Source organism: Cognatiluteimonas profundi, assembly GCF_009792795.1.
Taxonomy (GTDB): domain Bacteria; phylum Pseudomonadota; class Gammaproteobacteria; order Xanthomonadales; family Xanthomonadaceae; genus Cognatiluteimonas; species Cognatiluteimonas profundi.
On record NZ_VKHQ01000001.1, the window covers coordinates 16,091 to 29,412 of the forward strand.

Annotated in this window: 14 protein-coding genes; 6 read left to right on the forward strand and 8 right to left on the reverse strand. The window is 67.5% G+C overall.

The features are described from left to right. Position 1: 1 nt before the first annotated feature. Both GST15_RS00090 and GST15_RS00095 read right to left on the reverse strand, forming a co-directional pair. Entirely contained in the window at positions 2 to 1,006 is a 1,005-nt protein-coding gene (locus tag GST15_RS00090; protein WP_159015227.1) for an N-acetylornithine carbamoyltransferase, read from the reverse strand. A 256-nt stretch (positions 1,007 to 1,262) separates the two neighbouring features. Then, positions 1,263 to 1,721 (reverse strand): hypothetical protein, encoded by a 459-nt coding sequence (locus GST15_RS00095; RefSeq protein ID WP_159015228.1) that lies wholly within the window; start codon positions 1,719 to 1,721, stop codon positions 1,263 to 1,265. Between the two features lie 112 nt (positions 1,722 to 1,833). Here GST15_RS00095 and cysS point away from each other — a divergent pair, with 112 nt between their 5' ends. The 3 genes from cysS to GST15_RS00110 are packed head-to-tail and all read left to right on the forward strand — an operon-like array spanning position 1,834 to position 4,888. After that, a complete protein-coding gene (gene cysS, locus GST15_RS00100) occupies positions 1,834 to 3,201 on the forward strand; it encodes a cysteine--tRNA ligase (RefSeq protein ID WP_159015229.1) in 1,368 nt (455 codons plus the stop codon). Then, the gene (locus GST15_RS00105) at positions 3,198 to 3,641 is read left to right on the forward strand and encodes a SufE family protein (RefSeq protein ID WP_159015230.1); all 444 of its coding nucleotides are present in this window, start codon (positions 3,198 to 3,200) and stop codon (positions 3,639 to 3,641) included. Before cysS ends, GST15_RS00105 begins: the two co-directional genes overlap by 4 nt. Continuing rightward, positions 3,638 to 4,888, forward strand: a complete 1,251-nt coding sequence (locus GST15_RS00110; protein ID WP_159015231.1) for an MFS transporter — start codon at positions 3,638 to 3,640, stop codon at positions 4,886 to 4,888. The genes GST15_RS00105 and GST15_RS00110 overlap by 4 nt, the downstream gene beginning before the upstream one ends. Before the next feature lie 105 nt (positions 4,889 to 4,993). Here GST15_RS00110 and dksA read toward each other — a convergent pair whose 3' ends face one another. Continuing rightward, positions 4,994 to 6,028 carry an RNA polymerase-binding protein DksA gene (gene dksA / locus GST15_RS00115; protein WP_159015232.1) on the reverse strand — a complete coding sequence of 345 codons (1,035 nt, stop codon included), beginning with the start codon at positions 6,026 to 6,028 and terminating at the stop codon, positions 4,994 to 4,996. Positions 6,029 to 6,135: 107 nt separating this feature from the next. Between dksA and yidD the strand changes: the two genes are divergently transcribed. From yidD to GST15_RS00130, 3 genes are read left to right on the forward strand one after another with little or no spacing between them, the layout of a single operon-like run. Beyond that, on the forward strand, positions 6,136 to 6,363 hold the full coding sequence (yidD, locus tag GST15_RS00120; protein WP_233262991.1) for a membrane protein insertion efficiency factor YidD: 228 nt from the start codon (positions 6,136 to 6,138) through the stop codon (positions 6,361 to 6,363). Between the two features lie 12 nt (positions 6,364 to 6,375). Beyond that, the gene (locus GST15_RS00125) at positions 6,376 to 7,722 is read left to right on the forward strand and encodes a dihydroorotase (protein WP_159015233.1); all 1,347 of its coding nucleotides are present in this window, start codon (positions 6,376 to 6,378) and stop codon (positions 7,720 to 7,722) included. 11 nt (positions 7,723 to 7,733) lie between these two features. Next, positions 7,734 to 8,552 carry a M23 family metallopeptidase gene (locus GST15_RS00130; protein WP_159015341.1) on the forward strand — a complete coding sequence of 273 codons (819 nt, stop codon included), beginning with the start codon at positions 7,734 to 7,736 and terminating at the stop codon, positions 8,550 to 8,552. Positions 8,553 to 8,791: 239 nt separating this feature from the next. Here the strand turns inward: GST15_RS00130 and folE2 are convergent, their stop codons facing one another. From folE2 to GST15_RS00155, 5 genes are all read right to left on the reverse strand, one after another. After that, complete coding sequence (gene folE2 / locus GST15_RS00135) at positions 8,792 to 9,697, reverse strand: GTP cyclohydrolase FolE2 (RefSeq protein ID WP_159015342.1); 906 nt, start codon at positions 9,695 to 9,697, stop codon at positions 8,792 to 8,794. Between the two features lie 148 nt (positions 9,698 to 9,845). Continuing rightward, entirely contained in the window at positions 9,846 to 10,583 is a 738-nt protein-coding gene (locus tag GST15_RS00140; protein ID WP_159015234.1) for a phytoene/squalene synthase family protein, read from the reverse strand. A 20-nt stretch (positions 10,584 to 10,603) separates the two neighbouring features. Next, positions 10,604 to 11,290 (reverse strand): phosphoglycolate phosphatase, encoded by a 687-nt coding sequence (gene gph / locus GST15_RS00145; protein WP_159015343.1) that lies wholly within the window; start codon positions 11,288 to 11,290, stop codon positions 10,604 to 10,606. After that, the gene (ubiG, locus tag GST15_RS00150; RefSeq protein ID WP_159015235.1) at positions 11,269 to 11,982 is read right to left on the reverse strand and encodes a bifunctional 2-polyprenyl-6-hydroxyphenol methylase/3-demethylubiquinol 3-O-methyltransferase UbiG; all 714 of its coding nucleotides are present in this window, start codon (positions 11,980 to 11,982) and stop codon (positions 11,269 to 11,271) included. The genes gph and ubiG overlap by 22 nt, the downstream gene beginning before the upstream one ends. Next, complete coding sequence (locus GST15_RS00155) at positions 11,979 to 13,319, reverse strand: TRZ/ATZ family hydrolase (protein WP_159015236.1); 1,341 nt, start codon at positions 13,317 to 13,319, stop codon at positions 11,979 to 11,981. Before GST15_RS00155 ends, ubiG begins: the two co-directional genes overlap by 4 nt. Between the last annotated feature and the right edge of the window lie 3 nt (positions 13,320 to 13,322).

The following is a 13,322-nucleotide window of genomic DNA, read 5'->3' on the forward strand; positions in this document are numbered from 1 at the left end:
TTTATTGGGAAATCAGCGCGGACATCACGGCTTTCTGCACGTGCAGGCGGTTTTCCGCCTCGTCGATGGCGATGCAGCGTGGCGAATCCATCACGCCGTCCGTGGCCTTGACGTTGCGTCGCAGCGGCAGGCAGTGCGAGAACACGCCATCGTTGGTGAGCGCCATCTTGGCCTCGTCGACGATGAAGTGCCGATATCGATCGCGGATGGGTTTTTCCGCTTCCCACTGGCCGAAATACGGCAGCGCGCCCCAGCTCTTGGCATAGACCACGTCGGCGCCGGCATAGGCTGCCGCGATGTCATGGCTGACCTGCAGCGATCCACCGCTCTCGGCGACATTCCGCGCGGCCCAGTCCATGTAGCGCTGGTCGAGCACGTAGTCCGGTGTCGGGCACAACAGCGTGACGTCCATGCCCATGCGCGTGGCGATCGTCAGCGCCGAATTGGCCACCGCCGTGTTGAGCGCCTTCGGGTGGTAGGTCCAGGTCAGGACATATTTCCTGCCGCGCAGGTCGGTGGTGCCGAAGTGCTCTTGCAACGCCATCACGTGGGCAAGTTCCTGGCACGGATGCGTGATGGTTTCCATGTTGATCACCGGGACCGTCGCATGCGCGGCAAAGCTGCGCAGCACCTGGTCCTGGCGATCGACCGACCAGTCGACGAACTTCGGGAATGCGCGCACACCGATCAGGTCGACGTAGCGCGACAGCACCTTCGCCACCTCGATGATGTGTTCCTCCGCATCGCCATCCATGCGCGCACCGATCCCGAATTCGATCGGCCACGCGTCCTTGCCGGGCTGCAGCACGACCGCGTGGCCTCCGAGCTGGAACGCGCCCAGCTCGAAGCTGGTCCGCGTCCGCAGCGACGGGTTGAAGAACACCAGCGCGACCGACTTTCCCTTCAATTCATCGCCGATACGGCTGCGCTTGAAACGCGCCGCATCCGCCAGCAGCGCGTCGAGCTCGCTGCGGGTCCAATCCTGGGTGTTGAGGAAATGCTTCATGGGGGCCTGGTGTCGAGCGAATGGGGGGGAAGCGGCGTGGCATGCAACGGACAACAAAAAAGCCCAGCGTTGGCTGGGCTTGATTCGTCTCGTCGGCAATGACGGTGGACGCTACCCGGCGCGGATGTGGGCTTCCAGTCGGCGCGCACGCGAGGTCATGCCTGCCGCCATGCGGGCGGAGGTCAGGATCATGGCGGTGGCGAGGGCTAGGCGCATCGGACGCGCATCGTGGCATCGCGAACCGGTGGATGCAAGATCAGCGCTTGTCGGGAGCGACATACGGCGTCACCGATACGCGCACGCGCAGGCGGTTGCCCGGATCGTTGGGCAGGCGCGACCGGTACTTCATGCCCTTGTAGATGTAGTCGACGTCGAACGCGATCGGCCGGCGGAACTGGCGCTGGACCGGCACCATCCGGCAGTCCCGGTTGGGCGTTGGGGCGGCATCGGTGGACCTGGATCCGAGCGCCTTGATCTTGCCGACGATGCGCGACAGCCCCTTTGGCGATGGGTTGGGCACTGGCACGCCGTCGCATTGCTGCTCGATCTGGGTTGCCGTCAGGGTCTGGTAGACCGGCGCGACCTGCAGCACCTGTGCATAGTCCATGCGGACGTTTTCGACCTGAATCACGGTTTCCTGCGCGCGCAGGGCTCCGCCGAACAACACCAGCGGCGGCAGCAACGCAAGGACAATGGGCAGTCGAAGGAGTCTCATCAGCCTCGGAAGTGTATGCGCTGGAGACGCGGGAGGCCTGAATCTCCGCTGTCGTGGGCGCTGGCGACGGTAGAATTGCGCCGCTGGATCCCCTCCTTCCGACCCATCCGCGATGAGCCTGCACCTGTACAACAGCCTGACGCGCCGACTCGAGCCGTTCGTGCCGCTGGACCCGGCCCGTCCGACGATGTATCTGTGCGGCCCCACCGTCTACAACTACGTGCACATCGGCAATGCGCGGGGTCCGGTGGTGTTCGGCGTGCTCGCCGAGGTGCTGCGCCGGCGTTTCGGGTCCGTGCGTTACGCCCGCAACATCACCGACGTCGACGACAAGATCAACGCGGCCGCGCGGGACATCGGCGCGCCCATCACCACGATCACCGATCGCTTCGCCGCCGCGTATCGCCAGGACATGGCTGCACTGGGCGTCGCGCCGCCCGACCTGGAGCCCGAGGCGACCCGGCACATCCCGCAGATCATCGCGATGATCCTGGACCTTGTCGCATCGGGACACGCGTACGCCGCCGATGGCCACGTGCTGTTCTCGGTCTCCAGCTTCCCCGATTACGGTAAGCTCTCGCGCCGCGACCCCGACGACATGCTGGCCGGCGCACGCGTGGAAGTCGCGCCGTACAAGCGCGATCCGGGCGACTTCGTCCTGTGGAAGCCATCGACCGACGACCTCCCCGGCTGGGATTCGCCCTGGGGTCGCGGTCGCCCCGGCTGGCATATCGAATGCTCCGCGATGGCGGCCGCGCACCTGGGCGACACCATCGACATCCATGCCGGTGGCGTGGACCTGCAATTCCCGCATCACGAAAACGAGATCGCGCAGAGCGAATGCGCACATGGCGGCAAGCCGTTCGCGCGGTACTGGCTGCACAACGGCATGCTCAATTTCGGCGGCGCGAAGATGTCCAAGTCCGTCGGCAACATCGAGAAGGTGCATGACCTGGTGCGCGCGCATCCACCCGAGGCGCTGCGTTACGCGCTGCTGTCCGCCCAGTACCGGCAACCGCTGGAATGGTCGGACGAACTGATCGAGCGATCGGTGCGCACGCTGGATCGACTCTATGGAACCTTGCGCGACCTGGGTCCGGTCGCAGCCACGCCTGGCATCCCTGGGGCGATCGAAGCTGCGCTGGACGACGATCTCAACACGCCGCAGGTGTTGGCCGAGATCGCCGCGATCGCAACCGACGCGCGCAAGGCCGAAACACCCGCGGAGCGGCAACGGCTGAAGTCAGCGCTGATCGGCGCCGGCCTCGCGGTGGGCCTGTTGCAGCAGGAGCCATCGGCATGGTTCGAGCGCGGTGCGTCGCTCGATGACGACGCGCGCATCCAGGCATTGATCGAGGAGCGCGCGGCAGCCAAGAAGAGCCGCGACTTCGCCCGGTCCGACGCCATCCGCGACCAGCTCGCACGTGAAGGCGTGCTGCTGGAGGACACGCCACAGGGTGTGCGCTGGAAGCGCGCATGAGCGAACCTGCGCAGCTGTTCCCGATGGAGCCCACGGCCGCGGACGCGCAACGGGCGATCGTCGAGGAATTCGCGTTTTTCGGCGACTGGTCCGAGCGCTACCAGTACCTGATCGACCTCGGCCGCAAATTGCCGCCCTTCCCCGATGCGTTGAAGACCGAGGAACACCGCCTGCACGGCTGCCAGTCGATGATCTGGATCGTCGCTTCCGGCGATGCGGCGAAGCTCGACTTCGCGGCAGCGAGCGACTCGACCATCGTGTCCGGATTGGTGTTCCTGGCATTGCGCGTGCATTCGGGCCGCCCGGCCGCGGAGATCCTCGCCACCAACGCGGATTACATCCGTGAAATTGGACTCGCGCAGCACCTGTCGCCAACGCGCAGCGGCGGCCTGGATGCGCTGCTGGCCTTCATCCGCGATGCCGCGAGGCAGGCCGGATGAGCGAGGACGCCACGACGGCGTCGCCCTTGCGCAGCAAGGCGTTCACGGTCCTGCTGGCCTATCGCATCCTCGCGATCCTGTCGTACCAGATCGTCGCGGTGACCGTCGGCTGGCATGTCTACGAATTGACGCACGATCCGCTGGCGCTGGGCCTGGTCGGCCTGGCGGAAGTCATCCCGTATTTCTGCGTTGCGCCATTCGCCGGTTACCTGGTCGACCACCTGCCGCGACGCAAGCTCGGCATGGCGGCCTGCGCGGGCCTCGCCGCCACCGCATCGATCCTGATGGCGATCGCCGCCGGCTGGCTGCCCCCGCACGGGACCTGGCTCATCTATGGCGCCATCGCCCTGACCGGCATGGTGCGTGCGTTCCTGACCCCCATCTACAACGCACTGTTCGGACGCGTGCTGCAGCGTCGTGACTTCGCGCGCGGCGCAGGCGTCGGCAGCGTGGTGTTCCAGCTGGGCCTGGTAATCGGTCCGGCGCTCGGCGGCATCCTCGTCGGCTGGTCGGGCAAGACCCTGGCGTACGCGACGGCGGCGGGACTGGCGCTGGCGGCGCTGTTCGCGCTGGCGCTGTTGCGCGTCGGCGAGCCGGCGTCCACGAGCACGCGTACGCCGGTATTCGCCAGCATCCACGAAGGCCTGCGCTTCGTGTTCGGGCACCAGGTGCTGCTGGGTGCACTGGCGCTGGACATGTTCTCGGTGCTGTTCGGTGGCGCGGTGGCACTGCTGCCAGCCTTCATCACGGACATCCTCCACGCCGGGCCGGAGGCGCTCGGGATCCTGCGTGCGGCGCCCGCAGTGGGCGCGGTGCTGGTTGGTGCCTGGCTGGCGCGGCGTCCGCCCGAACACGGCGCCGGGCGGCTGCTGCTGGCCGCGGTCGCCGGTTTCGGGCTGTGCATCATCGGTTTCGCGCTCTCGCGCGATCTGTGGCTGTCGGCTGCGCTGCTGTTCGCATCGGGGCTGTGCGATGGCGTCTCGGTCGTCATCCGCTCGACCATCCTGCAACTCGCGACGCCCGATGCGATGCGCGGGCGCGTATCGGCCATCAATGGCATCTTCATCGGCTCGTCGAACGAACTGGGCGCATTCGAGTCCGGTCTTGCCGCCAAGCTGCTTGGTCTGGTGCCGTCGGTCATATTCGGCGGCTGCATGACGCTGGGCGTGGTGGGCATCACCGCGAAGGTTGCGCCGAGGCTGCGGCGGCTGGACCTGAAGCAACTGCACGGCGCGCCGGCCGGCTGAACGACGCCGGCATGGCGAAGCCGCCATCGATCCGATCCCTGGAAGAAGAAAACCCCGCATTGGCGGGGCTTTCTTCGCGAACAACTGCGTCAGCGATCGTGCAGTTCAGTCGCCGATCTGCTTCTGCAGGTGCTCCCAGCGCTCCTGCTCGTCGATCGTGCGCTCGGCGGTGAGGCGGGCTTCGAGCCGCTCCAGGCCGATGTCCTCGCCCGAGTCGACGCTGTAGCCGTATTCGCCGGCGTCCACGCGCTTGAGCGTGCTGTCGATCTTGCCGATCAGCTTGCGATAGCGGTCACGGGTGCGCAGTTCGAGCGAGTTCTCGGTTTCGCGGGTGGCGCGCTCGGCTTCATCGCCGACGTCACGCACTTCATCCTTGAGGTTCTCGATCGTCTGCTTGGATTCCTCGACCAGGTCGGCGCGCCATGACAGCAGGCGCTGGCGGAAGTACTCCACCTGCAGCGGACCCATGTATTCCTCATCCGGGCTGGGCTTGTAGCCCGGCGGCAGGATTGGTCGACCGGTCGATTGGTCGGTCTTGTACGGCACCATCTTGTATTTTTCCTTGCGCGCGGGCGCGCTGGGCTTGGCTGCGACAGCCACGGCGACCTTGCCGATCGGCCGGGGCGCGGTGACGGGCCGCGTGGCGGGTGCAGCCTGTTGCGTGGGTTCCTTCGCGACCGGTTTGGCAACCGGCTTGGCGACGGGCTTGGGCGTGGGTTCCGCAGTGCGGCCTTGGGACTGGCGCGTCGACTGCGCGGACGACGCTTCGCGCCCAACCGACTTTACCGCCGGCGCCTTGGCCGACATCGGTTTGGATTTCGCTGCCGGCGTCGGCTTGGCGGTTGGTTTGGTGGCGGAGACGGACCTGGTCGGCTTCGACGGCTTTCCGTTGGCCGCCTTCTTTGCCGGAACCGGCCGTGCCGCAGCCTTTGCTGGCGCTGCCTTGGCCGGGATCTTCTTCGGCGCGGGCTTGCCGGGCGCCGCTTTCTTCGGCGCGACTTTCTTCACGACGGCCTTTTTTGCCGGCGCCTTGCTCGCAGCCGGCTTCTTCACCGCGGACTTGCCTGCGGCGCCCTTGCTGGCCTTGACGGCCTTACCGGGGGCCTTGGCGACCTTCTTGACTGGTTTTTTCACTGCCACGAGCGAGTAATCCTTGATTCCCTTGAGGCGGGAAAGCGCGCTGTTATACCCTGCCGGGCCTACAGCGGCAACCGCGCGAGTCTGCGGCGCCGCAACGTGCAAAGGCCGTGATCGATCAACTTCTCATCCGTATCCTGCGGACTTACAAGCGCTGGTTGAGTCCGTTACTGGGACCTCGCTGCCGCTTCACCCCGACCTGCTCGGAATACGCGATGCTGGCGATCCAGCGCTTCGGCACGCTCAAGGGTGGATGGCTGGCGATCCGCCGCATCGCCCGCTGCCACCCACTGCACCCGGGCGGCCACGATCCCGTGCCGCCCCACCCCCACGACTGAGGAATCCGCCGCATGCCCGACACCCTGATCGTCAATGCCCGCCTGGTGAGTTCGGGTCGGGAGTACGACGGCGACCTGCGAATCACTGGCGGCCGGATCGCACAGATCGGCTCGGGACTGTCGGCGCGCGATGGCGACAACGTGATCGACGCCGCGGGGCGCCGCCTGTTGCCCGGAATGATCGACGACCAGGTGCATTTCCGCGAACCGGGCCTCGAATACAAAGCCGACATGGCCACCGAATCCGCGGCTGCCGTGGCCGGTGGGCTGACCACGTTCATGGACATGCCGAACACGACGCCACCGACCCTGGATGCCGCGGCGCTGGAAGACAAATACCGGCGCGCGGCGGGCCGCGCCTGGGGCAATTTCGGGTTCTACCTGGGCGCGAGCAACGACAACCTGGAGGCCGTCCGCACGCTGGACCCGCGCTCTGCGCCGGGCATCAAGGTGTTCATGGGCGCATCGACCGGCAACATGCTGGTCGACGATCCGGAAACACTCGATGCCATCTTCCGCGAAGCGCCAACGCCGATCATCACCCACTGCGAGGACACGCCCACGATCGAGGCCAACCTCGCCCGTTACAAGGCGCGTTACGGCGAGGACATCCCGATCGAGGCACATCCGGACATCCGCTCGCGCGAGGCCTGCCTGAAGTCGACGCAACTCGCGCTGCAGCTGGCCAGGCGCCACGACACCCGGTTGCATGTCCTGCACATCAGCACGGCCGATGAACTGGCGCTGTTCGAGCATGGCCCGCTGATCCGCGCCGACGGTTCGCGCAAGCGCATCACCGCCGAAACCTGCATCCACTTCCTGCGCTTCGATCGCGGCGACTACGCGCGACTGGGCAACCTGATCAAGTGCAATCCGGCGATCAAGGACGCCAGCGATCGCGAAGGCCTGATCCGCGGCCTCGCCGAGGATGCCATCGACGTGCTCGCCACCGACCACGCGCCGCATACGCTGGAAGAGAAATCCCGCCCGTACCAGCAGGCCCCGTCCGGCCTGCCACTGGTGCAGTACGCGCTGAACGCCGCGCTGGAACTGGTCCATGAAGGCAGGCTCACCACGGCCCAGGTCGTGCAGAAGTTCGCGCATGCGCCGGCGCAGTTGTTCGATGTGCGCGAGCGCGGCTTCCTCGAGGAAGGCTTCTGGGCGGACCTCGTGCTCGTGGACGACACCCCGATGACCGTGCGCCGCGAGGACGTGATCTCCAAATGCGGCTGGTCGCCGTTCGAGGGCACCACTTTCCACACGCGCATCGCGGCGACATGGGTCAATGGCGTGTTGGCCTGGAATGGAACCGCGCTGGCTGGAACGCCGCAAGGCCAGCGCCTGGAATTCGCCAGGTGAGACGCGCTTCCATGCTGCTGGCGCCGCTGATTGCACTGGCTCTGCCGGTCCTGGCGTCGACGGACGACACCACCCTTCCACCGACCGTTGAGCAGGGCGCCCTCGTGCTCGGGCATACGACGCCTGGAAACCAGGTCTCCATCGGCGATCGCCCGGTGCGCGTCGGCGGCGATGGTGCATTCGCCTTCGGTGTCGGCCGCGACGAGGCGGGCCCCCTGCAGGTCGAGATCCACAGGCCGGATCGCTCCTCGCAGGCCGTCGCCATCGCCGTCACCGCGCGGCAATGGCCGATCGAGCGCATCGTCGGCGTGCCACCCGCAACGGTGAACCCGCCACCGGCGATTGCCGAACGCATTGCGCGCGAGCAGGCGGCAGTCGCCTCGGCACGGTTGCGCGACGATGATCGCGACGACTACGAGCAGGCTTTCCAGTGGCCGGTGCAGGGCCGCATCAGCGGCCGCTTCGGCAACCAGCGCGTCTATGTCCTGCCCGACGGTTCGGACGCGCCCAAGTCGCCGCATTCGGGGATGGACATCGCGGCGGCAACAGGGACGCCGGTGCTCGCGCCAGCGCCGGGCGTGGTCACGTTCGTCGGACCAGAGCTCTACCTCACAGGCGGCACGGTCGTGCTCGACCACGGCCACGGGATCAGCAGCAACTTCCTGCACCTGTCGCGCATCGACGTGCGCGTTGGCGACCGGATTGCCGAAGGCCAGCGGATCGGCGCGGTGGGCGCGACGGGTCGCGCGACGGGGCCGCATCTGCATTGGGGAATGAACTGGTTCGACGTGCGCATCGACCCGCTGCTGGTGCTGGGAAAGACTCCGTAGCCGTGATCCAAGGCGCGCGGCGGCGCGCTGCACTGAGCTGGCAATCGCGTGGATAGCGGCGCGGTTCGACGTTCGCATCGACCCGCTGCTGGTGCTGGAAAGATCCGCTCCGCCTGGCTCACCCCAACGGACAATTGCGAATCCGTGATCCAAGGCGCGCGGCGGCCCTCGTATCGGTGATCCAAGCCGCGCGGCGGCGCGTTGCACCTATCCAGCAAGCGTGTGAATCGCGGCGCCCCTCAATCGACGTTACGACCGCTCACCCGCGCAGTGGCATCGTGCGGATGCAGGCTCTCGAAATGCGCCACGCTTGCGTCGAAACGTTCAACGCGCGGGTCGGTCGACAGCGCGGTGGCGATACGCCGCGCCGCGTCCTCGCAGAACATCAGGTTGGCCGCATTGAGCCTGGCGAATGCCTGCTCGTCCTCGCGCTTCACCGCGGTCTGCACCGGTGTTCCCAGCGCGCGCTCCAGTGAATCGATCAACGCCATCACCGGCAATTCGTCGAAGGCGGGACGCAACTGGACGTGCACGTCGGCGCGGCTGCGCTGCGCATGCGGGGTGGCTGCAAGCCCGCGCTCGGATTCGAGCCATTCGCGCACGATGCCGGCTTCCAGTGGATCGGACGCGGCAAAGTCCTCGGCGAAGCGTTCGGCATTGAGCTGGCGCGACAAGGCCGTGGATGCCGGGCACGTGCTGGAATATTCGACGGCCAGGGTCAGCCCGAGGTGCAGGTGGCCATCGCGCAGCAGGGCGTCGATCGCCACCGGATAACGCCGCCAGCCCTGGTGTGCGCTCGCCAGCGCCGGGCGCTGCACCATGTGGTCGTATCGCACCACCAGGCGCGACGCCGTCGAGAGCCCTTGCTGGGAGTCGATGAAACTTTGCAGCACGCGGCGCAATCCTGCCGGCGTGACGGTGTCGGTCGCGAACGCCTGCTGCAGCTGCAGGTACAGGCGCGACATGTGGATGCCGCGCGCATGCGGATCGCGCAGGTCCACGGCGACATCGACCGACGCGGCAACCCGTAGCAGGCCGCCCTGGCCGTCGGCAACCTGCACCGGCAGCGCAATCCGGTCCATTCCGACCCAGTCGAGCGGTCGCGCAAGCGCCGCTGCGTCGCTGGCGACGTCGGGCATCGGCATGGCATCGGGCAACGAGGACACGGCAGCGCTCGCGCGGAGGGGCCGCCATTGTAACGACCACCCCGGGCAGGCGCCGTCACTGCATGCAACGCTGTGTCGCGCGTGGTGCTTTGCGCCCAACGCCGACCATCCGCCGGCGCGTGGTGGATCAGCCCCGCGCAGCCCGCCAGGCGGTCCACAGCGTCGGCCACCGCGGCACCGGCCCGAATGCCGCCTGGCCAGCGGCGAATCGCGCCAGGCGCTGGCGCTCCAGCGCCGCGAGGATGCGGCCCGCGCGCGATCCTCCGTGCGGCGGCCACCGCTGCAGGACTTCACCCGCCCACGCCCGGGCAACCGCCTGCTCCGCGATTAGGTGCCCGGCGACAGCGGCGGCCTGCCGCGCGCGCAGCTGCAATGGCGCGGCGGCATCGCCGAGCAGGACGATCTGCTCGCACAGCAAACCAGCAACCACAGCCGTCGCTGACGCCGGCTGCGGCGACGCAAGCAGCGCCGCGTCGATCGCGATGGCAGCCTCGGCGAATGGCGTCAGGCGGAGAATGGCTTCATCCGCATCCCGCGCCGGTTCGCGGGTCGCTGCCAATGCAATGGCAGCCGTGGCCAGCGGCGACCACGCAGCCGAAGTGCGTTGCAGCACGATACCCAGCGGATGCCGACGTCGCCCCTGCGTCCATCCGAGCAACTCCTCGGCCCACCAGCCAAGCTTGGCTTCACCCGGCCGCGGGTCGCTGCCAGCCCACGCCGCATCCAGAAGCTCCTGCCGCAGTGCAAACCAGGCCAACGCCACCGCGTGCTGCGAAGGCGCGACAAAGACCTGCGCGATGCGCCACTCGGGCCAGCGATCCTGCCACTTGGCGGTGAATGCCGACGCGGACTGCGAAGTGTCCATGCCTGTCACGGCCAGGCCTGTCACGGCCAGTTGGCGGGATCGAGCAACTGCATCGGGCTGTCGATCATCCGGTCGCCCCCCCATGCCGACGGGTCGTCATCGTCCAGGCGATAGCCCCATAGCGCCACGATCGACGACATGCCGGCCGCGCGTGCGGCGTCGATGTCGCGCTGGTCGTCGCCGACATAGGCGCAGTCCGCGATCCCGACCCGCAACTCGCGCGCCGCATGCAGCAGCGGGAGCGGATCGGGCTTGCGCACGGGCAGCGTGTCGCCGCCGATGAGGATCGCGCAGCGTGCGTCCCATCCAAGCAGCGGCAGCAAACGAAGCGCAAGGTATTCCGGCTTGTTGGTCACGATTCCCCATCGGCAACCGGCGGACTCGATCGCACCGAGCAAGGTCTCGACGCCATCGAATGCCTGGCCGTGGCGGGCAAGTTCCCCGGCATAGACCTCGAGGAAGCGTGGAATCAGCGCCTGCACCGCCGCTTCCCCGATCTCCGGGAATGCAGCCGTCACCATGGCGCGGGCGCCGCGGGACACATGCGGGCGCAACAGCGCCGCGGGCAGCGCGGGGTGGTCGCGTTCGGCCCGCAGCACGTTGACGGTGGCGACGAAATCCGGCGCGCTGTCCAGCAGCGTGCCGTCCAGGTCGAACAGCACCAGCTCAGGGAAGGCCCGGGTGATCAAGCTGGTTTCAATGCGCAGGCGAGGTAGTTCACATCCGTGCGGCTGGAGATGCGCGCCGCATTGCGCCACGGCTCGTACACCAGGCCGCTGACGTCCTCCAGCTCGAGACCGGCTTCGCGCAGCCAGGCAGCCAGCTCGGACGGCTTGATGAAATCCCGGTACTCATGCGTTCCACGCGGCAGCAGCCGCGCGATGTATTCGGCGCCGACAATCGCAAGGGCAAACGCAGCGGGCGTCCGGTTCAACGTCGAGACGAACAGGCGTCCGCCTGGCTTGAGCAACCCGGCGCAGGCAGCGATGACCGCTGCGGGATCCGGCACGTGCTCCAGCAGCTCCATGCAGGTGATGGCGTCGAAGGGTGCTTCGCCCGAAGCGGCCATCGCCTCGATCGACGAGCGTCGGTAGTCCACCTGCACGCCCGACTCCAGGCGATGCAGGCCGGCGATCTTCAGCAGTTCCGGTGCCAGGTCGATCGCCGTGACGTCGGCCCCCGCCAGCGCCAGCGCTTCGCTGAGCAGCCCGCCGCCGCAGCCGACGTCCAGCACGCGCGCGCCGCGCAAGGCGATGCGTTGGCTGACGTACGCCAGCCGTGGCGGGTTCATCGCGTGCAGCGCCTTCTGCGGGCCCGACGGATCCCACCAGCGATGCGCAAGCTCATCGAACTTGTCGATATCCGGCTGTGAAAAATTGTCGTCGCGCACGGTACTCATCGGGTCTTGATCCCTGCAATGCGTTCGCGCCATTGCCTGGCGTTGGCGAGCAGTCCGGCAATGTGGATATCGACCAGCACGCGCCCATCGAGTTTGCGGTGTCCGCCGATCCACACGTCGGTGACCTGGTCGCGCCCGCACGCGTAGACCAGCTGCGACGCGACGTGGTGCAGCGGCTGGGTCTCGACCTGGGCCAGGTCGACGCAGACCAGGTCCGCCTGTTTCCCGGGCTCGATCGTGCCGACCAGATGATCCATGCCCATGGCCATGGCGCCGCCGAGCGTCGCCGCCCGCAGCGTGGTCGCGGCGTCCATCGCGCAGGGATCGCTGGCGACACCCTTGGCGAGCAATGCCGCGCTGCGCATTTCGCCGAACATGTCCAGGTCGTTGTTGCTGGCGGCGCCATCGGTACCCAGCGCCACGGTGACGCCGGCGCGCTGCAACTTCGCGACCGGGCAGAATCCCGATGCCAGCTTGAGGTTGGATTCGGCGCAATGCACCACCGACACGCCGCGCTCGGCGCATTGCGCGATCTCCGCGTCGGTCAACTGCGTCATGTGCACGGCGATCAGGCGGTCGTTCAACAGGCCAAGCCGGTCGAGCCGCGCAAGCGGACGCTGGCCGAATTTCTGCACCGATTCGCCGACTTCCGCTTCGGTTTCGTGCACATGGCAGTGCACCGGGATGTCCAACTGATCGGACAGCATGCGGATGCGTTCGAAGTTTGCGTCCGAGACCGTATACGGCGCATGCGGGGCGAAAGCCGTCGCGATCAGCGGATCCCTGCGCCACTGGTCGTGGACTTCGGTGGCGCGGTCGAAATATTCGTCGTCCGTGCGCGCCCACGCCGAGGGGAAATCGATGATCGGCAAGCCGATGCGCGCACGGAATCCGTGGTGCTTGTAGGTCGCTGCCTGCACGTCGGGGAAAAAGTAGTTCTCGTTGCAGCAGGTCGTGCCGCCCCGCAACATCTCGGCGATCGCCAGCGAGATGCCGTCGGCAACGAATGCCGGCCCGATCAGTTGCGCTTCAAGCGGCCAGATATGTCCCTGCAGCCACTCCATCAGCGGAAGATCGTCCGCCACCCCGCGCAGCAGCGTCATCGGATTGTGGACGTGGGCATTGACCAGCCCGGGGATCACGCAGCCATCGGGGCGGGCAACCACCTGGGCCGCGGCAAACCGGGTCCGCGCCTCGGCCGTTGGCAGCACGGCCACGACCAGGCCGTTGCTCACCGCGATCGCGTGGTCCGCCAGCACGACGCCGTGCGGGTGCACGGGCACGACATGACCGGCTTCGATCAGCAGGTCGCAATGCTCACGCGCGCCGTCCGTCATCGC

Bases quoted from the DNA above. Each gene is read 5' to 3' on its own strand.
- GST15_RS00125 (WP_159015233.1), top strand. From the start codon at position 6,376: ATGCCCGACACCCTGATCGTCAATGCCCGCCTGGTGAGTTCGGGTCGG.
- GST15_RS00110 (WP_159015231.1), top strand. From the start codon at position 3,638: ATGAGCGAGGACGCCACGACGGCGTCGCCCTTGCGCAGCAAGGCGTTC.
- GST15_RS00140 (WP_159015234.1), bottom strand. From the start codon at position 10,583: ATGGACACTTCGCAGTCCGCGTCGGCATTCACCGCCAAGTGGCAGGAT.
- cysS (WP_159015229.1), top strand. From the start codon at position 1,834: ATGAGCCTGCACCTGTACAACAGCCTGACGCGCCGACTCGAGCCGTTC.
- ubiG (WP_159015235.1), bottom strand. From the start codon at position 11,982: ATGAGTACCGTGCGCGACGACAATTTTTCACAGCCGGATATCGACAAG.
- GST15_RS00090 (WP_159015227.1), bottom strand. From the start codon at position 1,006: ATGAAGCATTTCCTCAACACCCAGGATTGGACCCGCAGCGAGCTCGAC.
- folE2 (WP_159015342.1), bottom strand. From the start codon at position 9,697: ATGCCGATGCCCGACGTCGCCAGCGACGCAGCGGCGCTTGCGCGACCG.
- GST15_RS00155 (WP_159015236.1), bottom strand. From the start codon at position 13,319: ATGACGGACGGCGCGCGTGAGCATTGCGACCTGCTGATCGAAGCCGGT.
- GST15_RS00130 (WP_159015341.1), top strand. From the start codon at position 7,734: ATGCTGCTGGCGCCGCTGATTGCACTGGCTCTGCCGGTCCTGGCGTCG.
- GST15_RS00095 (WP_159015228.1), bottom strand. From the start codon at position 1,721: ATGAGACTCCTTCGACTGCCCATTGTCCTTGCGTTGCTGCCGCCGCTG.
- GST15_RS00105 (WP_159015230.1), top strand. From the start codon at position 3,198: ATGAGCGAACCTGCGCAGCTGTTCCCGATGGAGCCCACGGCCGCGGAC.